This window comes from Arcobacter sp. ISO1, from assembly GCF_058105185.1.
On sequence record NZ_CM176573.1, the window covers coordinates 538,497 to 564,479 of the forward strand.

The following is a 25,983-nucleotide window of genomic DNA, read 5'->3' on the forward strand; positions in this document are numbered from 1 at the left end:
TTTGGGGATTAAATTAGATTTTACTACACAATATAAGTATATAAGAAAGTGAACAGTTTTATTATTAAAAACTGTTCAATATTTAGTCAATCTGAATATTTATTCAACTAGTCAGCTATTTTTTTACAGACTTCCTCTTTGGGTAAGTTTTTAGGTCCTGGTTGTATCCACCATGTTTCTCCATTAGATAATTCACACTCTCCACCCCATTGCTCTTCACTATCAAATTCAAGTGTTTCTATTGTCTCTTCCATGTCTTTTTTTGCAACATAAAAATAGATTATTCCTTCGCTTTCTCTTAACATAACTTTTGCCATTTTTAATCTTCTCCTTTTTGGTTTATACTTTATTTATAATCAAATTTCTAACTGTTGATAGAAAGCTTTTATCTTCAAGTTCTACTTTAAAAAAACCTTTTTGAAACTCTTTTACTAAAATAGATTTTGAGAAACTTTCATCTGTTTTAGTAAAATCATTTCTATGGTGACTTCCTCTACTCTCTTTTCTTTTTTTAGCTGATAAGATTATTGCTTCAGCTACTTCAAGTGCATTTCTTAACTCCAAAATAGAAACGAGTTCTACATTGTTTCTTTTTTCTTTATTTATACAATGAAGAGAATATGATTGATTTCTTAGATATTTTGCATAATCAAAGGCTCTAACAAGGGAGTCTTTAGTTCTTAAAATTCCCACATCATTAAACATAGAATTACCAAGGGAAATTCTAATTGCATTAAAGTTTTTTGAAGTATCTCCTTGAAATAATTTATCAATATTCTCAATATCCTTTATTACATAATTGTAATCTATTGGTAAAAAATCAGTTTTTTTAGAGTATTCTAAAGCTTTTCTTCCTGCTAACTCTCCAAAAACTGTTCCTTCTAATAAAGAGTTTCCCCCAAGTCTATTTGCCCCATGAAGACCTTCACAAGCCATCTCACCACAGGAATATAATCCTTTTATCTTTGTTTTTGTCATATTTGTTTCAACCCCACCCATTGTATAATGGGCTACTGGTTTAATCTCAAGTAAATCTTTACTTAAATTTACTCCAACTTGATTATAAGCAACAGAATAAAGTGAAGGTAATTTTGTTTCAATCTTTTCTAAGGGCAAATGTCTTAAATCAATAAATACCTTTTGCCCCTTTTGTTTTTGTTCTAGTATAGCTTTAGCAATCTTATCTCTAGTATCAAGTTCATTTACAAACCTTTCACCATCACTATTAACTAAGTAACCACCTTCACCTCTTGCAGCTTCTGTTACAAGATAATTTGTTTTTGCAATTCCTGTTGGATGAAATTGAATAAATTCCATATCTTTTAAACTTAATCCAGCTCTTAAACAAACAGCTAATAAATCACCTGTATAATCTTGTGCATTAGTTGAATTTCCTCTAAAAATTCCAGCATAACCCCCACCTGCAAGAACTATTGCTTTTGCTGGGTGAACAATTACCATTGAGTCGCTTCTTCTTAAAACGGTAACCCCACTAATTGTTTTTTCATGGGTAGTTAAATTTAAAACATATCTATTTACTAAAAAAGTAATCCCCAATGATTTAGCTTTTTTTATAAGTGCTTGGGTGATTGCACCGCCTGTTTTATCACCAACATAACAAGTTCTATTTGTCCCTGCTCCACCAAATGGACGTTGTGCAATATCCCCTTTTTCATCCCTATCAAAAGGAACCCCGAAACTCACCAGTTTAGATATAATCTCTGAAGCTTGATTACACATATATGTAATTGATTTTAAGTCTCCTAAACCCTTAGAAGAGTTGTAAGTGTCATTTATGTGTGATTGAATTGCTTCTTTATCATTTGAATCTAAAACTGCATTAATTCCACCACTTGCCATAGAAGAGTTTGATTTAAAAATATTACCCTTAGTAATTATTGCTACTTTATTTGTTTGGTTCTTAGCTTCAATTGCAGCCATAAGTCCAGCTACACCTCCACCTACTACAATCACATCATAAATCATCGCCAAACTTCTTAAACTCTATACATTAGGTCATAATTTGCTCGAGGAGTAGCTTTTATTTTTGTAATCTCTAAATTCTTTTTTATATGAACAGGAGTTTTTGAAGCAAATAGTGAACTAATAATCCCTGGAGTTGAACGTACAAATTGTAGTGCTAATTGAATATCATTTTCTAAAACCATTTTAGCATCTAAAAGGTAACCAGCTTCTGGTTTGAAAGATTTTTTAAATAAATTCATTTGAAGTAATGATGAACTAGAAATAACTCCTAATCCAAGTCTATGCGCTGATTGAAGAACTGTACACTCTTCATTCTTTACAGTTTGTGTTGGTAATGTATAAATTGAAGTTTTTGCTAAATTAAATGGTGTTTGAATATATTTGAATTTATGATTTTCTCCACCAACTTTTTTTGCAATTTCAACCAAATCTTCTAGATTGATATGCTCTCCAGTTGATTTTTCAGTAAAACCATTCCACGTTGCTATTCCATAATATTTGATTTTTCCAGAATCTGCCATTTTTTCAAATCTTTTAAAAATCGATTCAATCTTTTTTAAAAACTTTTTGTACCCAAGTTTTAATAATTGCATCTCTGGATTATGTAAAAAATAAATATCAATTGAATCAACACCCAAATTTTTTAAAGACTTTTCATATGACCACTCTAAAAAATCTGGTGTCATACAATGTTGATCTAATTCTATATCATCTTTTGTTGCTAATTTTGTTTGTATAATATTTTCATCAATCCATGAATAAGGATTTTTTGGAAAGGGGTAATCTAATTGAATAAAACCACCCTTTGAGCAGATTATTAACTCTTCTCTTTTAATCTCTTCTTCATCTAATAATTCTTTTAAAGCTATGCCTATCTCTTTTTCACTTTGTCCATATCTATAATTACTTGCTGTATCTATAAGATTTATTCCACTTCTAATAGCTTCTTTTACACCTTCAATATAATGAAATACATAGTTTTCCTCTTTGTATGGTTCTTTATTAAATGTTCCAAGACCAAGTTTAGAAAATATTAAATCGTTGTGTTTTATATAAAAGTCTTTATAGTTTTTGAATTTTTTTGCAAAATTTAATGTATCATCAAATGTAGCTTCAGCCATAAAAATATCCTCATTAATTGTCCCAATTATAAGAGACTACTTTCACCAATGTAAGTATTGTATAAAAACAAAAGAGTAAGGAGACTAATCCTTACTCTAATGAAATCTAATTTACAAAAGGTTAATATACTGTATGCAAGAAGTGTTCCACTGAAATTATGAATTTTTATATTTGTAGTTTGTGTAAAGAATTATACCAGCTGTATAACACACTAAAATACCAGGTAATAGGAATTGTTCAAGTAAAAACATCATCTCTCCTTTTTTTAAAAAAGACAATGCAAATGATGTTCCATGAACTATTATTTCAAGTTACAATTTTGTAGATTAAGAGATTATTGGAGCAAAAGCTTTTGTACTTACATTTACTTTTTGCCCAATTTCAAGATTAGAAGCTTCCTCTTGACTAATAACGATTTCAACTAGTTGTTGCCCAATTGATACAATTGCCACATAAATCACATCCATTTTCACAATCTCTAAAAGCTCTCCTTCAAAGGAAAATTTAGCACTACCTGTTGTTTTTAGAAGTACTTTTTTAGCATCACCATCATCAATAATCTTTCCTTGGTTTAAAACTAGAACACGGTTACTTAATCTATATATTTCACTTGGATCATGACTTACCATAATTGTAGTTGTTTCAAACTCCTTATGAAGTTGCAATATCTCATTTTGAAGTTTTGTTCTCATAGCTGGGTCTAATGCAGATAAAGGCTCATCCATAAGTAGAAGTTTTGGTCTATTCATTAAAGCTCTACATAAACTTACACGCTGTTTTTGTCCACCACTTAACATATTTGGTAATCTTTTTTTTAGTTCACTTAACTCTGTGATGTCAAGTAAATGATTTGCTAAGTCTAAATCTTTTTTTACATAAAGTAGGTTTTCAAGAACTGTCATATTAGGGAATAAAGCGTAATCTTGAAAAACAAAACCTATCTCTCTTTTTTGTGTTGGAAGTTTAATTTTCTCATCTAACCAGATTTTATCATCTATTTTAATTACTCCAGAACCATCTTCAAGGCCAGCAAGGATTCTTAAAAGTGTTGTTTTACCACTCCCACTTAAACCACTCAATGCTATAAAATCACCTTTTTTTATCTCAAGATTTACATCTAAAAGCATTTGACCATTTGAACCATGAAGCTGTTTTTTTATATCTATTTTAATCATTTATTAGGCCTAATTAAGTGTTTTGTCGTTTATAAGCATTGCTAAGTCTTCTGGATAATCCCTTTGTTTTGCAATCTCTTTTGACAAAGAATCTAGTTTCTCTTTATCTTGAAACTTATCAAAAATCTGAGTTCTATTTTTATAAACATTATTAGGAAGTGCGAAAAGGTTTATTAAACTCTTGATTATCATATCACTCATAGTTAAAACCGATGAAGCTTTTACAATCTCACATCTTGCATATCTTTCACTTTCAAAACATACATCAGCAGTTCTTAAACTAACCTCATCACCTGGGATTTGTTGAGCTCCATATAAAGGTTTAGAAGCAACCTCTACATTTTTGAAACTTGGGATAAATTGATTAATATAATTAATTGCACTTTTTGTTCTATTTTCTATGTCAGACTTTTCCCAACCTTGGGTAATCTTTTTCACAAACTTTTTTTCTAATTTTGGTTGAGAACTATTTTCACAACTTTTTGCTAGACCATTTTTAAATAAGGTAATCTCTTCTGTCATCCCATGTATTTGAAAATGACCATTTGGATATGGTGTAAATTGAGCCATTCCTTGTGGTGTTCCCCTTGTTCCATAAAAGATAACCTCTGGCCAAATAGTATCACAGTCATTCCATTTACTAACATATGCAGATTTAAACTCAACTAATCTTTTAGCTTTTACTTTAAGCATATCATCAATCTTACCTGTTCTAAAACCTGCTGCATTGATTATATAATCAAATCTTTGTTCATTTATTAGCTCGTCATTTTTAAATTCAATTACAAAGTTTTTTAGACTTTCATCTTCTATAATATTGGAAACTGTAGTATTTAGTTTAATTTTTATATTTGACATCTCATCTAAGGTCATTTTAGCACTTGCACTTAATCTAAAAATATTTAAACCATACTCTTGTACCAGTATCAAAGTATCTTTTATTTTATCAAGGTCTACATTTTTTGCAACGGGTATCATCCATTCATCAAAATTTTCAGGTTTTTTTTCTGTCTTTTTCTCTTTTAATTTTTTTAATTCTTCTTTTGTATAAACTTTATAATAATCTTCAACTTTCCCTAAAACTTCATTTTTACTATCTTTATCTACAAGTTTTCTATACTCTTCTTTTAAAATATCAAGTCTTTTAAATAGATCTTTTGCTTCACCATTATCAACTGTAGGTATAGCTAAGACTGTTGGTCTATAGTCAATTGCTTGTGGATACATTCTTAATAACTCAATTGATTCTTTTAGTAAAGTTACACAAGCTTCATCTGATATCTCACGATAAAGGTTCCCACCTGCATGTAGATGACAAAAAGGAGGACCACTCACTATTGAAGTTCCCCTCTCAAATAAAGTTACATCAAGACCTAATTTTCCTAAATAAATTGCCGCTGTACTACCTGCTATTCCAGCACCTATAATTGCAATCTTCATTTTCTCTTGCATCTATACTATAAAACCTCATTTAGCTGCTTAAATCTATCACATATTATATTTGGTTCATAAACTTTTATATCCTCATCATAATTGTAACCATAAGTCATGGCAATGGAATCCATTTTTGCATTTTTTGCTGATAATATATCGTTTTTAGAATCTCCAATCATTACACTTTCTTCGACTGAATAACCTAACTGTTCACAAATTCTTAGTAACATCATTGGGTCTGGCTTTTTTTTCTCAACACTATTTCCACCTAAATAAAGTTTGAAAAATGATTTTAATTCAAATTTTTCTAAAATTGGTTCAATAAATTCATGGGGTTTATTTGTAGCTATTGCAAAACTATATTTTTTTTCTTTTAACTCTTCTAAAGTTTCTTCTACTCCCTCATAAAGGCTTGTATGCTTTGCTACATTTAGGGAATAATGGTCAAAGAAATAGCCCAATGCCTTTGTAAAAACTTCTTCATTGAACTTTTCTTTATCAACAACTACACTACCACTTAAGGCTCTTTTTACAAGTTTTGAAGCACCATTTCCTATCCATGATCTTACCTTCTCAATAGATACTGGCTCCATTTGAAGTTTCTCAAGCATATAATTAACTGCCTCTGTTAAATCAGGGGCACTATCAATCAAAGTTCCGTCAAAGTCAAATATTATAAGTTTTTTATTTTCTAATTTCATAATTTTCTCTTTAAATACCAAATTTTTTATTTTGTTTTTGATTAAAGACATAAACACTAAGTAATACTAAAAAGCTTATGACAATCATAATAGCACTATAAATGTGAGCTTGCGTATAATCCATAATCTCTACAAATTCATAAATAGCAACTGAGGCTACTTTTGTTTCTCCGGGGATACTTCCTCCCACCATTAAAACCACTCCAAACTCACCAACAGTATGTGCAAATGTTACAATAATAGCTGTTAATAATGCTGGTTTTATATTTGGAATAGCTATTTTAAATATAGTTTCAATTTTACCTTTGCCTGCAACAAAACTAGCTTCTAACATATTTTTATTTAAACTTTCAAAGCCACTTTGAAGGGGTTGTACCATAAAAGGCAAAGAATAAAAACAACTAGCTATTACAAGACCAGCAAAATTAAAAACAAGTTTTATCCCAAATGTTTCTTCGAAAAAGTTTCCAATTGGTGAATTATAAGATAATGCCCAAAGAATATAAAAACCTAAAACAGAAGGTGGTAGAACAATTGGCAATGCTGTAATTGCTTCAATAAAGGGTTTATATTTTGATTTAGTTTGTGATAAAAACCATGAAAGGGGTAATGCTATTATAAACAATATCACAGTTGTAAAAAAAGCTAATTTAAAAGAGATAAGAAAGGGCTCAAAATCAAAATTCTCAATCATTTATTATCTCCTTTATGGAAATGTCACTTGCTTTTATTAAAATTAAAAACTCATCATTTACTTGAAGATTTAATCTCCTTAGGCTATCACTTGTAAAAACAGATTCTATTAGAGTATATTTTGCCTCAAAAATTGCACTACTTAAGAGTTTACCCTTATTTATACCTTTTATTCTTGCTTTAAACTGATTTGTAACACTTATATGTCCATCAAAGTTTTTTGCAAAACTAACATGGGTAGGTTTAACTGCAAGAACAACTTTTGTTCCTACAGTTATTTTTTCATTAAGTTCTAAACTCATCATTTTAAGCTCGACTCCAAAAAAATCAAAACTTACAATATGTAAAGATTCTATAGCATCAATTTTTTTGACAATTACCTCTAATTTATTCATGGAACCAAATAACCAAACTCTTTAAATATTTTCTTTGCACTATCACTTAAGATGAAATCATAAAATGCTTTTGTATCTTTTGATGATTTTGCTTTTCTTAATATTACTATACCTTGATTTATAGGTGTATATAATTTAGCATCAACATCTATCCAATTTGAGTTTTTTTCAAAATTTTTCATTTTTGGGCTATATAATGAAGATTTTGCAATAAAACCTAAATCAGCAGCTGTAATTGTATAACTTACTGTTTGAGAAATAGATTCACCATAAACAAACTTTTTAGAAACATCAATCTTCGCATTTTTCAAAGCTTCTATTGTTGCTTTTCCATAAGGTGCAGTTTTTGGATTTGCAATGGCTATTTTTTTTATTTTATCTTCTTTTAAAATATCTAATCCCTTTGAGAAATCGATTTTTTTTGCACTAAGCATTGCTAAACTTCCTTGGGCATAAACTATTGGCTTTGTAATTGCTATTTCGTCTTTTTCAAGTGCTTGAGGGTATTTCATATTTGCAGCCATAAATAAATCGTATGGGGCACCATTTTTTATTTGAGCAGTTAATTTACCACTACTTCCAAGTGTTACTTGAACTTCTGTATTTGGATTTGTTTTATTAAACTCTTCTATTAAATCATCAATTGCATAACTTACATTTGCAGCAACTGCTATATTTATCTTTTCACCATAAAGTGATACTAAACCTAAAAATATAAATACTAAAATCTTTTTCATCTATTTTCCTTTTATTTTCTTTATTCTTTTATTTTCCTATCATTACATCGCTAGCTTTTATTACAGCACTAACCTCATCTGAAACCTTTAAGCCTAGGCTTTTTACAGAATCTGAGGTAATTATTGATGCAACAATATCACCATTACCAATATCAATACTAACTTCTGAATTTACTTCTCCATCAGTTATATTTGTAACTTTTCCTTGTAGTTTATTTCTTGCACTAATAGTTAAACTACAATCTGTGGTTACTAAAACTGAACTTGATTTAAATAAAGAAGTCACTTCATCTGCTATTGCAAGATTTAGTGAATCAACTGCACTATTAGTAATAATTGCAACAAGGGTGTATCCACTTTTTAGTTTTATAAAGACTTCTGAGTTAACGCCACCTTTATTAATAAGTTCAACTACACCTTGTATTTGATTTCTTGTACTCAATTGCATATTTATCCTTCGAAGTGATTTTAAACTCCCTGTGTTAAAATCTGTTAAGTTTGAGAGAGTTTTTAAAAACTTCTCATGTTCATATTGAACCTTTTCATAAGTTTCAATTAGATTTCTTCCATAGGGTGTTAATTTTGCTCCACCTCCACCAACTCCACCAGTTTCTTTTGTTACAACTTTTTCAGGACATAGATTGTTTATAGTATCAATGGCTTCCCAAGCAGTTTTATAGCTCATAGGAACATTTTTAGCTGCTTTTGAGATTGACCCTACTATTGCAATCTCTTTTAAAAGTTTGATTCTTTTTTCAAGAAGAAACGGAGTTTGAGAATTTATAAGAGCAAGGGATGAAGTAAATTCCATTGTTTTTCCTTATTGTTATATATTTGAGTATATAGCGATATATTAAAAAAAAGAGCAAAAGCTCAAAAAAATCATATCATTATTTACCTTAGTATATAACGATATATCAAAAAAAACTAGAAGGGAAACCCTCTAGTTAATTTTCAGATTAATATCTTGATTATCTTACAGAATCGAAGAAGTAATCTGTTTCGGCAATATCTTTAGTCTCTTCATCTAGTTGATCTAAAATACCATTTGTAATCCATGTTAATAGATTTAACGCACCTTCATATCCACTCATTGAGTATCTATGTAAATGGTGTCTATCAAAAATTGGGAAACCAATTCTGATTAATGGAGTTTTTGTATCTCTGTAAAGTTCTTTACCATAAACATTACCAATCATAAAGTCTACTGGCTCTGTGAATAATAATGATCGTAATGCCCAAAGGTCTTTACCTGGCCATACATTGATTTCATCTTTTGCATTTGATTTTTCAATGATAGCATTCATATCATCAGCCCAACCTTTTCTTGGAGCATTGTGACATACGATATGAGTTGGAATTGCACCCATTTCAATTAAGAATGAAACCATTCCTAATAGGAAATCAGGATCTCCCCAGATTGCAATTTTCTTACCATGCATATATGGATATGAATCTTGCATTGCATCAACTAATCTAGCTCTTTGAACTTTTAATTCTTCAGGAACATCTTTACCAGTTAATTCTGCTAATTTCATAACAAAAGCATCTGTACCACTTAATCCAATTGGGTTACAATTTTCATAAGTTTGTTTCCATTTATTTTTAATAGTCTTAGCAGTTGCAACTGTTGAATATTTTTGTAAAGAGATAGTTGCTTTTGCATTAATTGCTGTTTTAGCATCTGCAATTGAAGTACCACCTGCGTACATAGAATATTTACCAGCTCCTGTATCCCATTGCTCTTCATGGTCACCAATCATAATGATTTTATCACCAAATAATTTAGAGATTTTCTTGATTTCTCTTAAAGATCCTAAATATGGTTCAAAACCTGGAATAATATTAATTCTTTCTTCATCTTCTACTCTTTCAGATCTAGTTGGGTTTAACTGCTCTAAAGTAGATTTCATCATATTATCGTAACCTGTAATATGAGAACCAACGAATGAAGGAGTATGAGCATAAGGGATTTCGATATTATCTAATTCACCTTCAGCATCTTCTCTTGCACCTAAAATAAATGCATTTAAGTCATCACCGATAACCTCTGCCATACAAGTAGTAGATACTGCAATCATTTCAGGTTTATATAAAGCATTACAGTTTCTTAAACCATCTTTCATATTTGCTAAACCACCAAATACCGCTGCAGACTCTGACATTGAGTCAGAAACACATGGAGTTGGTTCTTTAAAGTGTCTAGTAAAATATGTTCTAAAATATGCAACACATCCATGAGAACCATGAACATAAGGCATAGTATTTTCAAAACCTAATCCAACCATAACAGCACCTAAAGGTTGACATGCTTTAGCTGGGTTTACAGTAATTGCTTCTCTTGCCAAGTTTTTCTCTCTATAATCCCAAGATTTAGTCCACTCTGCAATTTCTGCTACTTTTTCAGGTGCTACAGCTCCTGCTGCCCCTTCAAATTCTTTCTTATTCTTTAAAACTTGTTGGTATTCAGGCTTTAAGAATAGTTTTTGTCCGTTTACTATATTTTCTACGTCTTGCATATTACGCTCCCTCTACTTCTTTTTCCCATGGAGCTGTAGTATGAGCCCATACAGGAGAATTCATAGCTAAATCCATATCTTTTGCAAAAATTGCAAATGCATCATAACCGTGGTATGGTCCAGAATAATCCCAAGAGTGCATCTGTCTAAATGGTAAACCCATTTTTTGGAATACATATTTCTCTTTTACTCCAGCTGCAACTAAATCTGGTCTCAATTTTTTAACAAATTGCTCTAGTTCATACTCATTGGCATCATCATAAATAACAGTTGATCTTTCTAAATCTTCTTTTGTTCTTTTATAATCATCACCATGACCAAACTCATAACCAGTACCAATTACTTCCATTCCTAAATCTTCATAAGCACCAATAACGTGTCTTGGTCTTAATCCACCAACATAAAGCATAACTTTTTTACCCTCTAATTTTGGCTTATATTTAGCAATAACTTCGTCAGTCATTTTAGTATATTTAGCAATTACAGCTTCAGCTTTTTCTTGGATTGATTCATCAAAGAATGAAGCAATTTTTCTTATAGAGTCAGTAGTTTTACTTGGTCCAAAGAAGTTATATTCCATCCAAGGAATACCAAATTCTTGCTCCATATGTCTAGAAATATAGTTCATAGATCTATAACAATGAAGTAAATTTAATTTTGCTTTTGGTCCATTTGCAATCTCTTTATAAGTAGCATCACCAGACCATTGAGATATAACTCTTAATCCCATCTCTTCTAAGATAATTCTTGTAGACCAAGCATCACCACCGATGTTATAGTCTCCAATAATTGATACATCATATTCTGTAGAATCTAAATCTTTTCTATGTGATGCATCAGGCATAACGTAATCTCTAATCATATCGTTTGCAATGTGGTGACCAAGAGATTGTGAAACCCCTCTAAATCCTTCACATGAAACAGCAATTGTTTGATTACCAGTTTCTTTTTTGTGAACTTTTGCAACCGCTTGAATATCATCCCCAATTAAACCAATTGGACACTCAGACTGAATAGATACACCATTATTTAGTGGGAATAAATCATCAATTTCTTCTAAAGCTTTCTTTAATTTTTTATCACCACCAAATACGATATCTTTTTCGTTAAAGTCTGTTGAAAAATTCATTGTAACAAACGTATCAACACCTGTAGTACCAATATAATAGTTTCTTCTTCCACCTCTTGAATATTGTCCACATCCAATAGGTCCATGAGAAATATGAATCATATCTTTAATTGGCCCCCAAACAACCCCTTTAGAACCCGCATAAGCACAACCTCTTTGCGACATAACTCCTGGAACAGTTTGTTTGTTTGATCTTGTTTTATCACAAGCACCTTTTACACCTTCTGGTGTATCAACACCTAAGTGCTTCGCTCTATTTTTAGCAGCTTTTGCTGGGTACGCTTCAAGTACTTCAGCAATAGCTTCTTGTTGTAGACTCTCTAATGTTTCTGGTCCCATCTCTTCTCCTTAAAAAATTGTTCCCATTTTTTAGGGAACCTTTCTTTTAAAACTTCTTTTAATAGGATTTATAAAAAATCCTTAAAGAAGCAAATCCTAAAAAGGACAACAAGTTGTCCTTTTCTCATCAGTCTAAGTGCTTACGCTACTTTTACTCTATATAGATTCATGTCATCTAATTTTTTACAAATAGCTTTAGTTGAAGCTCCGTCAACTGATTTAGAAATCTCAGAAATTTGGTATTTATTTGTATAATAAACCATTTTGAAACCATCATTTTCTTGACATTCAGTGTTAGTATAATAATCTACTAATGCAGTATGTAAAAAAGAACCTTCAGGTATAGAAATCTCTTCTAGCTTAACACCTTCTCTAGTTTCACTTGTTATAGTTACAGTTTTACCTGCAGATTCAATGCCTTCTTCAACTTTTTCTATTACTTTTTCAAAACTTACATCATTACCCATATCAGCTGGGAAGTGGTATCCACATACAAACATATTATCTCCTTCTTTATTTTTATTTTATGTTTTATTTTTTATTATTTTACAATAGGATAAGAGGCTTACGCTTCTTTTTGTCCTAAGTTTTCTTCATCTACTTCTTCTTCTAAACCAAATTCCATTAATAGGTTTTCTAAATCATCCATTTCTAATGGTTCAGGAATAACTTTTAAATCATTTTCAATAATTTTTCTAGCTAATTCTTTATATTCCATAGCTTGATCTGAAAATGGTGAAAATTCAACAACTGTCATTCTTCTTAACTCAGCTCTTTGAACGTGGTTAGATCTTGGTACAAAGTGAATCATTTGAGTTCCAATTTGCATTGCTAAGTGTTTAGCTAAATCGTACTCTTTATCTGTCATTCTTGCATTACAGATTAAACCAGCAAGTCTAACTCCACCAGTATTTGCATATTTTAAAATACCTTTTGAAATATTGTTAGCTGCGTACATAGCCATCATTTCACCAGACATAACAATATAAATCTCTTGAGCTTTACCTTCTCTAATTGGCATAGCAAATCCACCACAAACAACATCTCCAAGAACGTCATAAGAAACGAAATCTAATTCATCATCATATGCACCCTCTTCTTCTAAGAAGTTAATTGCTGTAATAACACCTCTACCAGCACATCCAACACCTGGCTCTGGACCACCTGACTCAGTACAGTTAATATAACCTTCAGTTATATCTGTATTATCTGGGTGAAATTCTGCTGCACCTGGTTTACATACATCTTCTAATTCTAAATCTTCAACAGTACCAGCTTCTGAAGCTAACTGCATAATAGTTGATTGAGCTTTTTCATGTAAAATTAATCTTGTTGAATCCGCTTTTGGGTCACAACCAACGATTAAAATTTTCTTTTGGTAGTAATGACACATTGCTGCTAATGTATTTTGAGATGTAGTTGATTTACCAATCCCACCTTTTCCGTAAAACGCTATTTGTCTTAAATCTGACATTCTATCTCCTTTGATTTTCATATTTACAAAAATGATTAATGCACTAAGTGTTCCACAAGAGTAAGAAAGGAAGAAAGAAATTTGAAATTTTTTTAAGAGCTACGAATTTATGGGGTTTTTGTTTATAAAAAGAATTTAAAAATTTAAATTAAGATAATTTTTATCTTATTTACACAATTGTTTTTTGAGTGTAAATTTTGTAAATATTAGATATTTTTGAATGAATTTTATGTAAATCCAAAAATTTAAATTAATGGATTTACATATATTTTAAATGGATTATTATTGTTTATTCATGTCATACTGGAGATATACTATTTTAGTTTGTAAAAACTCTTCTAAACCATGTTTCCCATCAGCTCCACCAATACCAGATTTTCTCCATCCTGCATGGAAACCTTGCATTGCTTCAAAGTTTTCTCTGTTAATGTATGTCTCACCAAACTTTATCTCTTTGCAAGCTCTCATAGCTAAATCTATATTTTGAGTATATATTGATGAAGTTAGACCAAACTCACTATCATTTGCCATTGCTATTGCTTCATCAAAGGTTTCAAAAGTAACAACAGGAAGTACAGGTCCAAAAATCTCTTCTTTAATAATTCTCATATCTTGTTTTACATTTGTAATTACTGTTGGTTCATAATAAAATCCATCAGTTCTAGATGAAGCTTTCCCTCCAGAAGCTATTCTTGCTCCTGCTTCTTTTGCACTATCAACTAATGATTGAACATGAGTGATTGCAGCTTCATTAATAAGTGGTCCCATATCAACATCTTCTTTTAGTGGGTCACCATATGTTGTAGCAGACATAGCTTCTATTAGTTTTTGTGTAAACTCTTTTTCTATACTTTTATGAACATATACTCTCTCTGCACAATTACAAACTTGTCCATTGTTTATAACCCTTGAGTTTTTTATAGCTTCTACTGCTAAATCAATATTTGCATCCGCCATAACTATAGCAGGAGCTTTTCCTCCAAGTTCTAATGAGACTTTTGTTACATTTTTAGCTGCTGTTTCCATAATCTTTACACCAGTTGGAACACTTCCTGTGAAACTAACTATTCCTACTTTTTCATTTCCAGCTAAAGAGTCTCCAACTTCTGAACCTGTTCCTGAAACTAAATTGAATACACCCTTTGGCAAATCAATTTCATCAACAAGTTTTGCAAACTCAAAGGCATTATTTGGAGTATCACTACTTGGTTTTATAACTATTGTATTTCCTGTAACTAAAGCAGGTGCTAATTTTCTTGCAATTAAAAAGAATGGGAAATTCCAAGGTAAAATTCCCGCTGCTACACCAATGGGAAGTTTAAATAAAAAAATATTTTCATTTGGTCTATCACTTTGAATGATTTCACCTTCATATCTTCTTGCCCATTCAGCCATATAATCAATATAATCAGCTGTAAAATTAACTTCCACAGAAGCTAAACCTAAAAGTTTCCCTTGCTCCTCGGTAATAGTCTTTGCTAACATATCTGCGTTGTCTCTTATTTTTTGTGCAATTTTTTTGAGGTAACCAGCTCTTTGAATAGCAGGTAGTTTTTCCCAAGACTTTTGCGCTTCAAAAGCTGCATTTACTGCATTATTAACATCATCTTTTGATCCCTTTGGAATATAAGAGATTGTTTGCTTGTCTGCAGGGTTTATAACTGGAATTGTTTCATTTTTTGAAATAAATTCACCATTTATGTACATTTTGTACACTCTGTTTTCTGACATAATAAACTCCTTTTGAGTGAAATTTCAATTATTCATTTAGTATGAAGCCAAGATTTAATTCATAATTAAGTTTGTTATTTAAAGGGAAAATCAAACTATTAAAATAACTTTACTCTTAATTTTTACTTCTGTCAATCAATTTCATTTTTTCATATTTAACTTTAAATTTTTATTTAGTTTTACAATTTATAAACTTCCTAATTAAATAAGTCCTATGATTATAAAAAATAATTAAGGGATTACATATGCTAAAACTTTTATTAATATCTTTTATTTCTACTATTTCTTTATTTGCCTCAATTAATTTTGAAAAAAACTACAACAAAGCATTGGAAAAATCAAAATCTGAAAATAAAGAACTTCTTGTAATGATTAGTTCTAAAACCTGCCCTGAATGTAATTATATGAAAAAGCATATTTTCACACAGGATGAAGTTTCAAGCTATATTAATAAAAATTATGTAGCTGTAGATCTTGACATTAAAGATAAAAACATCCCAGAACAAATGCAGTTTTGGGGGATTCCTAGATTTTATATTTCTAAAGATGGAGAAAATGTTTTAAAGAAAAAAATGGGTGGAATGAAAAAAGAACAATTTTTAGATTTCGCATCAAAGGTTAATTAATGAGATATATTTTAGTTTTATTGTTTTTAATTAGCTCACTTTTTTCTTTTGATAAAACTCATTTACAAAAACTAAAAGAAACTAACTCTTGCATAGGGTGTGATTTAACAAATGCAAATCTTTCTGGACAAAGTTTTAAAAAAGCCAATTTAAGTGAAGCTGATTTAAGTGGTGCTAATATCTCTTTATCTGATTTTGCCTTTGCAAATTTTTGGGGAGCAACACTTGAAAATGTAAAAGGTATAAACTCTAATTTTAGATTAGCAAACTTTGAAGGTGCTATAATTTCAAACTCAAATTTTGAAGATAGTATATTTAAAGCTGTAAGATTTCAATTTAGTGAAATATCAAATACCTCTTTTAAAAATGCAAATCTATGGGATACACTGTTTCAAGAAGCTAGTTTAAAAGAGGTCAATATGAATGGTTCAAGAATTGCCGAAGCTAAGTTTTTTGAAAACGATTTAAAATTAGTTTCTTTAAAAGATGTTTTAGGATTTAAAGCTGTATTTGAAGATTCAATTTTAACAAAAGCTCAATGTGAAAGTTTAAAAAAAGAGGATGTCGTTTTAAAAAACACCAAATGTGAATAATTGGAAATGAGGGAAATTTATGAATATGGAAAGTAGTATTAAAAGTATTGCACTTGGAAAAGCAAAAAAATATGAATTTGGTGAGAAAGAGTTTGAAAGTGGATATAAAAAAGATCAATTTAAAGAAGAGATTGAAGTTTCTTCTTTGGGGCTTTTAGGTGATACACAAGTAGATAAAAGATTTCATGGTGGAGTTGATAAAGCAATTCATTTTGGTTGTACAACACATTTAGATAAAAATCCAGATTTTGACAAGTTGTTTATTGGATGTAATATATTAGTTGATAACTGTACAGAAGAGGATATATTTATTGGGGATGTTTATAAAATTGGTGATATTGAAATTGAAGTTTCTCAACCAAGACAACCATGTTGGAAAATAGGTGCCCTGTTTGGAAAGGAGATGAGTAGATATATCTCTAGAAATCATGCAACAGGTTGGTATGTAAGAGTTTTAAAAGAGGGGAAAATAAATATTTCAGACAAAATGATTCTTGAAAAAAGAGTTTCAAATATTTCAATTAAAGATTTAAGTCTTTATTTAAAAACTCCTACAGAAAATAAAACCATAATAAATGAGATTTTAAACTTGGATTGTATTGCTAAATCCTATAAAAAAGATTTTTTATCTGTGTTAGAAAGAAATAATTCTTAAGATACTTATATATTTTCTGCCTTGTAGAGTTTATTTCTCGACATTTCTTAGAAAGTCTCGCTTGAAACTCTTTGCTTATATATTTTCTACCTTGTAGAGTTTCTTTCTCTCTTTTGAAGAGGGGATATTTAACATTTTTCTATATTTAGTAATAGTTCTTCTAACCATCTTCAAATCAAATTTTTCATAAATCATCTCTAATATCTGTTGATCTGTAAGTGGTGTTTCTCTTTTCTCATATTCAACTAAAGATTTAATATAACTTTTAATTTGTGATGAAGATAAATCTTTATCATTTACAGCATTTGTGAAAAAGTATTTTAATGGGAAAATACCAAGATTACATTCTATATGCTTATTTGCAACTGCTCTACTTATAGTTGATTCAGCAAAACCCAACTCTCCTGCTAATTCTTGCATAGAAAATGGTTTTAGTTCTCCCCCAACAAAAAATGAGATTTGTTTTTCCACAATCAAAAGAACAATTTTGTATAAAGTTGATTTTCTAAGATTTAAAAGATTTACTAAATCTCTAGCTTCTTTTAGTTTATCTTTTATGCTTTGATTTTTTGAAGAAAAAGGGTCTTTTACCTCAATATCAGGATAATAAGCGTGATTAATCTTAACATTTATATCTTCACCAATATCCACATAAAAATCAGGGATAACCTGTATATTTGTATTTATATAATTGATTGCTGGTGGATTATTAAAATATTTTATTACTTCTTTTACATCATCAAATCTATGATGCGCAGCATATTTATCTAAGTGAGCAATATCTTTTACAACTTTTTTAATAAAATTATAAAGCTCATCATCAATATCTTTATCACAAGCATCTAATTGAAATTCAAATGATTCTGATAAGTTCATTGACGCAACTCCAGATGGCTCTAGTCTTGAAAATCTTTGTCTAATTGACTCAACATACTCTTTATATACTCCACATGTTACAGCAATTTTTTCAATATCTCCATCAAAATAACCTTCTTCATTTATATCACACAAAATCTCCATTGCAACTTTTTGTGAGTTTGGTGTTGGAAAATTTGGTGCACAGATTTGTTCACTTATTTTGTCATGTAATGATTCATCATATAAAGCTAAAGACTCAATAAATTCTCCACTTGTTCCTTGTGGCATGAAATTATTATAAAACTCTTTTGGTTTTTTAATCTCTAAAAATGGGTTCTCATATGAAACATTTGTAAGATGTTTTTCTAGGTCTTGCAATGATGATTGCAACATAGGTAACCACATTTTAAGTGATAAGTTAAGATTTTGCTTCTGCGAAACAGATGTTGATAATGTAGGTGCCATACTCATAATCCTATTTTGCCTAAATTCTAAACGAATTTAGACAAAAAAGTGTATACTTTTTAGTACTTAATTCTAACGATACCGTTAGGTTTAACTATTTTCATTTGACAAGAAAGTCTTGTATTCTCAGTACAAGTCCCTGCACAAACTTCATTAATAACTTTTATCTCTTTTTCATTGATATCAGATAAAAACTCCATACCTTGTTCAATCTCAACTACACATGTTCCACACTCACCATCTCTACACCCAAATGGTAAAGCTGAACCAGATGCTTCAACTACATCTTGAATCGTACTTCCGGGTTTAACATTAATAGCTAAAAAATCATTTACTATCTCTACTCTTGTTGTCATTTTGTTTCCTTCTTATTTTATTTATTATGATAATGAATATGGTTTAACTAAAATATCACCCTTAACTAACATCATAGGTGCAATTCTAATCTTTGGACTAATAGTGAATTGTTGACATTGAGTTGCTTCATCTTCAGAAATAGCACCAAGTTCAACTAATACATCTAATTCTTCATCTTCCATATAACTTGTAGGTTCTTCATCAGCCAAATTTTCAACCTTGATTAAACATTTAGAATAATCCTTTAAATCTGCAGGAAGGGGGATACCTTTCTCCTTTGCTAACCTAATTATAGGCTCGCCAATCTTTGCATCATAAACACCATCTGCATTAGTATCAAAATGCATAAAAATAACTTTTGCCATGTTTCTTCTCCTTTATTAAATTAATTATATGCGCCAAGTCATACGAAAAAATTCTAAAAATTCTTTCGTTTGACTTGGCGCATATGGTTAATCTTTACTATAGTATTTCTCTCTGTGTTTTCTCATCCACTCAAGTTCTTCTTTAACTTCATCTTTATAATCTTCCATAGCTTCAAGTTCATTTTCTCTACATCCAACTATTTCTACAGGGGTATCCTTTACACCTAAAAAATGCACTTCATAAACTCTAATTACTTGAAGAAATTCTCCAACAGATTTTATATAACCAATTGCATACTTTGGCATCATTAAAGTACCTATTGGAGAGTGAGGGTATGTTCCATCATTTACAATTTCTTTTGTAAGCTTTACTTTTTGACCAACTCCAAATTTCGGTTCATCTTCATCTTTACCTGACCTAGGACCTGTTACATTATCATGAAAAAATGTATTAGGATCAACTATATAATCATGGTCTAATCCACTAGCAGCCACAACTTCCACCTGTTGAAGTTGAACCTGTCATAGCTGGTGTTGTTCCACATGATGAACAACCTTCAAGTTTTCCAGTTTCATACATATTCCAAACATCAGCCGCACTTGGAGAATGACCATTTTTATAATCACCATAAACCCTTAAAAGTGAAAATTTTAAAAAGTCTAAAAGTTTATTTTCCTCTTGGATATTGTTAATACCATTTTTAATAAGTGCTCCATACTCTTTCATCATATGAAATCTCTTTATATTTATTAAAGATTGATCAAATTCAATCCCAAAAAATTTAAAGTAATCTTCTGTATCTCTACATTTATAAAATTCTTCTACCGTTGCCATTTTATATCCTTTCTTACAGATTATGCGGGAATTTGTGTTTTTAAACTAGAAATCCAGTTCTCAATTCTCTCTTCTGTTTTATCTTCTTCATTATGTTGATCAATAGCTAGACCACATAATTTATCATCCATTTGTGCTAAAGAAAACTCATATTTATAGCCATCTATAGGAACATAACCTATAACTTTTGCTCCTAAATTTGTAAATGTTTTATGAAGCTTTCCTATCGCTGAACAAAAATGTTCCCCATGCTTAACACTATCTCCAGCACCAAATAGTGCTATAGTTTTTCCAGATAAATCAAGCTCTTCATCTTCCATTTCAAGTTGAGCATCAACCCATGAAAAGTGAACATCTCCTTGTCCCCAAGTTGAACTACCTATAAATAAAACATCATAATCTTCAAATTGTTCAATATCATCAAAATCCTCTTCCATATTGATAATATCATCCTCTTCTATGCTAAATGCCTCAGCCAATGCATCTGCAATAACCATTGATGTTCCGCCTGCTGTCCCACAAAAAATTCCTATTTTTGCCATCTTTTCTTCTCCTTCAAAATAGTCCCCATTTTGAAGGGACCTTCTTTTTCTTAAAATACTTTTTAACATGATTTATAAAAAGTCATTAAAAGTATCAAAATCTAAAGGACTCTAAGAATAGAGTCTTTTTTTCTTTTATTACACAGTTTCTAATTTATACTTATTATATTTTTCTTGAGCTTTTTTAAGATATTTTTCACCCTCATCTTCAAGTTTTTCATATGTTCTAAATGAAAACCTATGGGCATCTTTAAAATATTTTTCACAAAGAACAATATCATCTGCAAATACTACAACACGACCAAATCCTTCGTGACTCATTTCCATAACAACAGAAGCCATAACACCTGTTATTTTTTCAAAGGCAAGGGCAACTGATTGATAAATTAATCTAATATCTTTAATTTGCATTTCATCAATGTCTGCAATAATTGGAATATCTTTTAATTCATCTTTTGTTTTTACATATTTTTCTTTAATTAGTTCATCATCTGATTTATTAGTCCAAGTACCAAATTGATCCAATGCTCTAATTTGTCCTGTTAGTGTATTTAAGAATAATTCTTTTAGTTCCATTATGCAGCCTTTTTTTCAATTATTTTTTTGATAAATGGAGGAGGATTTGTATTTAACATATCTTGAAGTTTTTTTGTCTCTTCCTCAATACCTACAACCTCTTTGTATTTAATTGTGAATATCCCAGAATTGATAAGTTTAGCTGCAGCTATTGCACCAACGTTTGTAAAGTAAACGATATCAACCCCTTTTAATAAAGCTACAGTTTTATCTGTATCTTTTTCCTCAACCTTTTTTATTTCACTTAAAGAGATAGAACTTTTACTAATATCATATATAGCAAACTGTTTTGCACTACCAAAGTGTGAATCAATATTCTCTAGGTCTTTAGTTGCAAAGGCTACTTGTAACATACCTTCATCTGATGTGTTCGATGTGATTTTTATACTACTCATATTACATCCTCATAAATTTATGAGTATATATGCAAATAGTGTTCCACAAGAAGAAAAGATAAAAGACTGCCTATTTTTTGGCACTTTTAATAAGTGTAAGAAAGTCAATTAGATCACTCAAAAAGAAAGCACGATTATCAATAAAAGAAAAATAAACATTTGCAAAAGTGTTTTGTGCCAATAGAAGATTTGCATTTCTTATAAACTCTGGTGGTAGTTGTCTATTAATAGCTCTATCTTCAATCAACTCCTCACAGACCTCTTCAAATAAAAAGAAAATCTCCGCTGGTTTTTCTTGGGTTAACATATAAATATCACTTCTATAAAGTTCATATTTCTTGTATAAATTTAAATAGGTTTCTTTACTCATTTTCCAATTGCCTGTAAATATAAGATATTATTTTGGGTTTTAAATGTTTTTTTACATTCATCATCAAAATATGCCCCAATGCCACTTGATGAGATATCTAAGTTTACGGCTCTAATGCTTAGCATATGAGCTAAGAAGCCACATACTATATAGTTTTGTATATAATTTGAATCTACTCTTGAAGTAAAAAAAAGTGTAAAACAACTAGATCCTCCAAGTTTTTGATTAAAAGCAAGTTTTTTTGAAAGTTCCATAAAGTCACCCTCTTCCACCAATGTTACATTTTTGTAGATACCACTATTTAAACCTGTTACATTATTAACTATAATGTAAATATCAATACCAAAAGAGTTGGAATATTCAAATATATCTTTAGTGATAAGATTAAAATCATTTTTTGTTATAGCTTCTTGTTTAAAAGCTCGGATTGACCTTCTTTTATTTATTGAATCCTCTAACTTATTTTTTTCTAATTCTTCTAAAAAATCAAAATGTATTGTTGAAGGGAAAGTTTCATGTTCTAAATGGTTTATAAAACTATCAATAAAACTATTTCTTATTTGATAATCACATGCGCTAACATTTATAAGTTTTTCCCTTAAAGGTTTTATCTCTTTTTCTTTATAAAAGTCACTTAATATAGCAACTTGAAAAAACTCGAAGCCCTCAAAACCAAAAGATTCATTTATAAGGTTTCTATCAAATTCAAACTCTATTCTAAAATCAATATCTTGAAGTTTCAAAGAAGAATAAATGGACCCAATTTGATGACCAGTATCTAAAAGTAAATATCTAATTGCTCTATTTTCATATTTCCAAGAGCTTCTAAAATATACATTACTAATCAGTATTACAAATCTATATTGTTGGTCTTTTTCAAAATAGTATTCAAGTCCATCACTACTTAATTCATGTATTAACACTAGATTGTTTTCTAAAGGTTCATAATGATAAATACCATTTAAAAAACCTTTTACGCCTCTAATTTGAATATAAACTTCACAAGGATAAAGACCTCCTGCACTAGGATTTGTTCTAAGACTTACTTCCTCTTTACCATATTTTTTTGTCTGAGTGATTTTCCCAAAATTTTCTATAAATTTAAGTTCACTAAAATCATCAATTTTATATCTTCTAAAGAAATTTGGATAGCTCTTGTGATTTTTTGGCTGTGTTCTCCAATCAATAAAAGCAGTTTGCTCAAAAGAGTTTTTGCGCGTTATTTCAGTTTTATCATGGAAAATTTGCATAGAGTTTTATTTTATTGTAGCTTTTAACATTTTGTATATTTTAGGAGTTACAGCTAAATCAATTGCCTTAAATCCATCAAGGTTTTCTAAATCTGCTTTGGCATTACATTCAAGTAAGAGTTTTACAAAATCCTCTTTTCCTGCACTTGCACAATACATTAAAGATGTTACACCATTAACATTTTGTGAATTTATATCTATTCCCCCATCAATAAGGGCATAAAAACAATCATAAGAGTTAGCAAAACATGCATTCCACAAAGCAGAATTTCCATCAACATTTTTTTGATCTAAATTTGCTCCTAATCCAATCAACTCTCTTACAATATGGGTTTCACCTTCCCTTGCTGCTTTCATTACAGCAGAATTACCATGTTTTCCTTGTTTACTAAGATTATTTAAATCATATTCATTAGCAGATAACCACATTCTAGTTTTATCAGAAAAAGACATTATACACCCATCCAATTTTCATGGGTATGACCCTTTTGTTTGAAGTTTACAACTTCGGTAAGAGTAGTTTTGAACTTTTCTAAATCAAAACTTGTTTCAATATTTGAAGGTATCTCTTTGTATTTTATGATGCCTTCTTTATCAACAATAAAAATAGACTTTGCAATAAGTTCATCACTCATATTTACTCCAAATTTAAGGGAAAAATTTTTAAAATCATTTGAGATAAATCCATCCTCTATTGAGTACTCTTCTTTTATCTTTTTTAAATTATCATCATTGCTTTTTGTAACAATATAAACCAATATTTTTGATGAATACTCTGTTAAGATATTATGAAGCTCATTGTTATAAGCTTTTATACAAGGTAAGGTAATCATAACTTGGATTTTTGGTGCCATCATACCAATCACTTTTGTATCTTCATTTATCATTTTAACTCTAACTGCTGGAGCTTCACTCTCAACTTTTCTTTCTCTTTTTCCTAGGGTAAAAACCTCTTTTTTATAAGTTACTTCCATTTATAAAACATCCTTATGTGTAATTTGACAATTTGTATCTATTATCATTAGTGATTTTTTTAGTTTTTTAGCTTCATCTCTCATTTTAAATATTTTTGAAAAATCTCTGTGTTCATTTGAGATTAGGTGTTCATTTAAATCAAATTTATCCATCACATCACTGCACTCTTCTTTCTTGCTTGATGTGATTACAAAAGAATCTGCTCTATGTTTAAAAAATTCTATGGCTTCATTTAACTCTTTATTAAACTCTTTTATATCTGGTAGAGTGATAACCACTTGGATTTTTTCTTTTGGAATTCCAATTAATCTTGTCCTTCCACTTATCATCTCAATTGCAATAGCTGGGACTATAGGTCTATTTAGATTTATGCTCATTTTATGCTCCATGATGCCTGTGGGTATTAATTAAATTAGCAAGTTCAAAAAGTAGATATGAACTTCCTTCATATAAACAATCATTTTTAAGCTGGTTTCCTAATCCTTCAAAATCAGGAAAACCTCTTAACATCAAAGCCTTATGGTGTTTCATTGTATATCTTTCCCCATGAAAACTTGAGATTAAAACTTCACTATCACTTAAATATTTTTCAACATCTTCAAAATCACCAATTAATAAATTTTCACATTCAATTTCATCTAATAAGTCATTTTTATGGGTTGTAACAATTGCTTTTATATTTGCTCCAGCTTCAATAATTGTATTAGCTACTGAGATACACTGATCTGGTTCTAAGGCTAAAACAACAGATGAGCTTCCTATTGCAAAATGGCAATCTAATAAGGCATCTTGCAACCTTTTTCTCCATCTTACAATACTTGGATGGGGTTGTGATATATTTTTTTCTTTACATAAAACTTTAAAAAACCTATCACTTTCCTCTAATCCACCAAGTGAATCAAAATGAAAAAGTTTTATATTTTCATTTTTTTCTTTGAGTTTTTCCCCTGCTTTTTTTACAGAGCTTCCAATTGAAATCACAAGGGAAGAGGAAGCTAGGTTTTTTATTTCATCAAAACTTATTCCACCCGAAGTTAAAGCTCCTTGTTTTAATCCTAGGTGACCATCAAGAGAATCACTTAAATCAGGAAGTGCTAAAGCCTCATAACCAAATAAAGAAATAGTATCTTTGATTTTTTCAACCTCTATTGGCTTTAGATTAACATTTGGAATAATTGTTACTTTTGTTTTATCAATATTGCTTGTTTCTTCTACTTTTTGATTAATTATAGCTTCAACAGATTTTGCAAAACCACTTTCAATAGAACCTTCAAAATCTGGAGTATTTACATAAACCATCTCTTGTTGGTCTTTAACTAAAAGGGAAGCACCTCTGATATCATCCCCTTTTGTTTCTGTTAACCCTGTTGTAAAAAGACCTACTAAATCTGGTTTAACTTTTTTTGTAATGTTCTTTATAGATTCAGATATAGAATAATCTCCACCATCAATAACAGCTGTAATATCACTAACTGCTGTTGTTTGAACAGCAATTGGATCATTAAAATGTCTAGTGAAGAAAACTTTTGAAAAGGAAGCACACCCCTGTGCACCATGCATAAGAGGCATACAATTTTTTATACCTAAAAAACAAAGCATCGCACCCATTGGTTGAGATAGTTTAATTGGATTAAGCTGTAATGGTTTTGAACTAATTGCTTCCATATCTATTCCTAAAGAGTTTTA

General features: G+C 30.1%; 32 protein-coding genes. 3 read left to right on the forward strand and 29 right to left on the reverse strand.

The window, feature by feature from the left end; translation table 11 throughout:
* Window positions 1-107 precede the first annotated feature (107 nt).
* From nifT to aldA, 15 genes are all read right to left on the reverse strand, one after another.
* The gene (nifT, locus tag AC2TY9_RS02680; protein ID WP_489779350.1) at window positions 108-317 is read right to left on the reverse strand and encodes a putative nitrogen fixation protein NifT; all 210 of its coding nucleotides are present in this window, start codon (window positions 315-317) and stop codon (window positions 108-110) included.
* Between the two features lie 22 nt (window positions 318-339).
* Window positions 340-1,986, reverse strand: coding sequence for an L-aspartate oxidase (locus tag AC2TY9_RS02685; RefSeq protein ID WP_489779352.1), 1,647 nt, complete (start codon window positions 1,984-1,986; stop codon window positions 340-342).
* 11 nt (window positions 1,987-1,997) lie between these two features.
* Window positions 1,998-3,107, reverse strand: coding sequence for an aldo/keto reductase (locus tag AC2TY9_RS02690; RefSeq protein ID WP_489779354.1), 1,110 nt, complete (start codon window positions 3,105-3,107; stop codon window positions 1,998-2,000).
* Between the two features lie 327 nt (window positions 3,108-3,434).
* Window positions 3,435-4,283 (reverse strand): ABC transporter ATP-binding protein, encoded by an 849-nt coding sequence (locus tag AC2TY9_RS02695; RefSeq protein WP_489779356.1) that lies wholly within the window; start codon window positions 4,281-4,283, stop codon window positions 3,435-3,437.
* A gap of 9 nt (window positions 4,284-4,292) precedes the next feature.
* Entirely contained in the window at window positions 4,293-5,735 is a 1,443-nt protein-coding gene (locus AC2TY9_RS02700) for an FAD-dependent oxidoreductase (RefSeq protein ID WP_489779358.1), read from the reverse strand.
* A gap of 5 nt (window positions 5,736-5,740) precedes the next feature.
* Complete coding sequence (locus AC2TY9_RS02705; protein WP_489779360.1) at window positions 5,741-6,418, reverse strand: phosphoglycolate phosphatase; 678 nt, start codon at window positions 6,416-6,418, stop codon at window positions 5,741-5,743.
* Window positions 6,419-6,428: 10 nt separating this feature from the next.
* Window positions 6,429-7,112, reverse strand: a complete 684-nt coding sequence (gene modB, locus AC2TY9_RS02710) for a molybdate ABC transporter permease subunit (protein ID WP_489779362.1) — start codon at window positions 7,110-7,112, stop codon at window positions 6,429-6,431.
* Window positions 7,105-7,506, reverse strand: a complete 402-nt coding sequence (locus tag AC2TY9_RS02715; protein WP_489779364.1) for a TOBE domain-containing protein — start codon at window positions 7,504-7,506, stop codon at window positions 7,105-7,107. The genes modB and AC2TY9_RS02715 overlap by 8 nt, the downstream gene beginning before the upstream one ends.
* Complete coding sequence (modA, locus tag AC2TY9_RS02720) at window positions 7,503-8,243, reverse strand: molybdate ABC transporter substrate-binding protein (RefSeq protein WP_489779366.1); 741 nt, start codon at window positions 8,241-8,243, stop codon at window positions 7,503-7,505. Before modA ends, AC2TY9_RS02715 begins: the two co-directional genes overlap by 4 nt.
* Window positions 8,244-8,271: 28 nt before the next feature.
* Entirely contained in the window at window positions 8,272-9,054 is a 783-nt protein-coding gene (locus tag AC2TY9_RS02725; RefSeq protein ID WP_489779368.1) for a TOBE domain-containing protein, read from the reverse strand.
* A gap of 160 nt (window positions 9,055-9,214) precedes the next feature.
* On the reverse strand, window positions 9,215-10,762 hold the full coding sequence (nifK, locus tag AC2TY9_RS02730) for a nitrogenase molybdenum-iron protein subunit beta (protein ID WP_489779370.1): 1,548 nt from the start codon (window positions 10,760-10,762) through the stop codon (window positions 9,215-9,217).
* A 1-nt stretch (window position 10,763) separates the two neighbouring features.
* The gene (gene nifD / locus AC2TY9_RS02735; protein ID WP_489779372.1) at window positions 10,764-12,230 is read right to left on the reverse strand and encodes a nitrogenase molybdenum-iron protein alpha chain; all 1,467 of its coding nucleotides are present in this window, start codon (window positions 12,228-12,230) and stop codon (window positions 10,764-10,766) included.
* Window positions 12,231-12,370: 140 nt separating this feature from the next.
* Entirely contained in the window at window positions 12,371-12,730 is a 360-nt protein-coding gene (locus tag AC2TY9_RS02740; RefSeq protein WP_489779374.1) for a hypothetical protein, read from the reverse strand.
* A gap of 65 nt (window positions 12,731-12,795) precedes the next feature.
* Entirely contained in the window at window positions 12,796-13,704 is a 909-nt protein-coding gene (gene nifH / locus AC2TY9_RS02745; protein WP_489779376.1) for a nitrogenase iron protein, read from the reverse strand.
* Window positions 13,705-13,986: 282 nt separating this feature from the next.
* Entirely contained in the window at window positions 13,987-15,435 is a 1,449-nt protein-coding gene (gene aldA, locus AC2TY9_RS02750) for an aldehyde dehydrogenase (protein WP_489779378.1), read from the reverse strand.
* Window positions 15,436-15,680: 245 nt separating this feature from the next.
* Between aldA and AC2TY9_RS02755 the strand changes: the two genes are divergently transcribed.
* The 3 genes from AC2TY9_RS02755 to AC2TY9_RS02765 are packed head-to-tail and all read left to right on the forward strand — an operon-like array spanning window position 15,681 to window position 17,309.
* Window positions 15,681-16,061, forward strand: coding sequence for a thioredoxin family protein (locus AC2TY9_RS02755; protein WP_489779380.1), 381 nt, complete (start codon window positions 15,681-15,683; stop codon window positions 16,059-16,061).
* Complete coding sequence (locus AC2TY9_RS02760) at window positions 16,061-16,654, forward strand: pentapeptide repeat-containing protein (RefSeq protein WP_489779382.1); 594 nt, start codon at window positions 16,061-16,063, stop codon at window positions 16,652-16,654. Before AC2TY9_RS02755 ends, AC2TY9_RS02760 begins: the two co-directional genes overlap by 1 nt.
* Before the next feature lie 25 nt (window positions 16,655-16,679).
* Window positions 16,680-17,309, forward strand: a complete 630-nt coding sequence (locus AC2TY9_RS02765; protein ID WP_489779384.1) for an MOSC domain-containing protein — start codon at window positions 16,680-16,682, stop codon at window positions 17,307-17,309.
* Window positions 17,310-17,384: 75 nt separating this feature from the next.
* Here the strand turns inward: AC2TY9_RS02765 and AC2TY9_RS02770 are convergent, their stop codons facing one another.
* From AC2TY9_RS02770 to nifN, 14 genes are all read right to left on the reverse strand, one after another.
* The gene (locus tag AC2TY9_RS02770) at window positions 17,385-18,632 is read right to left on the reverse strand and encodes an RNA polymerase factor sigma-54 (protein ID WP_489779386.1); all 1,248 of its coding nucleotides are present in this window, start codon (window positions 18,630-18,632) and stop codon (window positions 17,385-17,387) included.
* 59 nt (window positions 18,633-18,691) lie between these two features.
* The gene (locus AC2TY9_RS02775) at window positions 18,692-18,988 is read right to left on the reverse strand and encodes a 2Fe-2S iron-sulfur cluster-binding protein (protein ID WP_489779388.1); all 297 of its coding nucleotides are present in this window, start codon (window positions 18,986-18,988) and stop codon (window positions 18,692-18,694) included.
* A gap of 24 nt (window positions 18,989-19,012) precedes the next feature.
* Window positions 19,013-19,354 (reverse strand): hypothetical protein, encoded by a 342-nt coding sequence (locus AC2TY9_RS02780; protein WP_489779390.1) that lies wholly within the window; start codon window positions 19,352-19,354, stop codon window positions 19,013-19,015.
* A gap of 87 nt (window positions 19,355-19,441) precedes the next feature.
* Entirely contained in the window at window positions 19,442-19,849 is a 408-nt protein-coding gene (locus AC2TY9_RS02785) for a nitrogen fixation protein NifZ (RefSeq protein WP_489779392.1), read from the reverse strand.
* Complete coding sequence (locus AC2TY9_RS02790) at window positions 19,839-20,189, reverse strand: nitrogenase-stabilizing/protective protein NifW (protein WP_489779394.1); 351 nt, start codon at window positions 20,187-20,189, stop codon at window positions 19,839-19,841. The genes AC2TY9_RS02785 and AC2TY9_RS02790 overlap by 11 nt, the downstream gene beginning before the upstream one ends.
* 20 nt (window positions 20,190-20,209) lie before the next feature.
* Window positions 20,210-20,731 carry a flavodoxin gene (locus tag AC2TY9_RS02795; RefSeq protein ID WP_489779396.1) on the reverse strand — a complete coding sequence of 174 codons (522 nt, stop codon included), beginning with the start codon at window positions 20,729-20,731 and terminating at the stop codon, window positions 20,210-20,212.
* 138 nt (window positions 20,732-20,869) lie between these two features.
* Window positions 20,870-21,307 carry a NifX-associated nitrogen fixation protein gene (locus AC2TY9_RS02800; protein ID WP_489779398.1) on the reverse strand — a complete coding sequence of 146 codons (438 nt, stop codon included), beginning with the start codon at window positions 21,305-21,307 and terminating at the stop codon, window positions 20,870-20,872.
* The gene (locus tag AC2TY9_RS02805) at window positions 21,307-21,702 is read right to left on the reverse strand and encodes a NifB/NifX family molybdenum-iron cluster-binding protein (protein WP_489779399.1); all 396 of its coding nucleotides are present in this window, start codon (window positions 21,700-21,702) and stop codon (window positions 21,307-21,309) included. The genes AC2TY9_RS02800 and AC2TY9_RS02805 overlap by 1 nt, the downstream gene beginning before the upstream one ends.
* A gap of 70 nt (window positions 21,703-21,772) precedes the next feature.
* Window positions 21,773-22,072, reverse strand: a complete 300-nt coding sequence (locus AC2TY9_RS02810; protein WP_489779401.1) for a hypothetical protein — start codon at window positions 22,070-22,072, stop codon at window positions 21,773-21,775.
* Window positions 22,069-23,322 carry a SagB family peptide dehydrogenase gene (locus tag AC2TY9_RS02815; protein ID WP_489779403.1) on the reverse strand — a complete coding sequence of 418 codons (1,254 nt, stop codon included), beginning with the start codon at window positions 23,320-23,322 and terminating at the stop codon, window positions 22,069-22,071. The genes AC2TY9_RS02810 and AC2TY9_RS02815 overlap by 4 nt, the downstream gene beginning before the upstream one ends.
* Before the next feature lie 6 nt (window positions 23,323-23,328).
* On the reverse strand, window positions 23,329-23,775 hold the full coding sequence (locus AC2TY9_RS02820; protein WP_489779405.1) for an ankyrin repeat domain-containing protein: 447 nt from the start codon (window positions 23,773-23,775) through the stop codon (window positions 23,329-23,331).
* Entirely contained in the window at window positions 23,775-24,296 is a 522-nt protein-coding gene (locus AC2TY9_RS02825; RefSeq protein ID WP_489779407.1) for a hypothetical protein, read from the reverse strand. Before AC2TY9_RS02825 ends, AC2TY9_RS02820 begins: the two co-directional genes overlap by 1 nt.
* Entirely contained in the window at window positions 24,297-24,674 is a 378-nt protein-coding gene (locus AC2TY9_RS02830; protein ID WP_489779409.1) for a hypothetical protein, read from the reverse strand.
* A 1-nt stretch (window position 24,675) separates the two neighbouring features.
* The gene (gene nifN, locus AC2TY9_RS02835) at window positions 24,676-25,962 is read right to left on the reverse strand and encodes a nitrogenase iron-molybdenum cofactor biosynthesis protein NifN (RefSeq protein WP_489779411.1); all 1,287 of its coding nucleotides are present in this window, start codon (window positions 25,960-25,962) and stop codon (window positions 24,676-24,678) included.
* Window positions 25,963-25,983 lie beyond the last annotated feature (21 nt).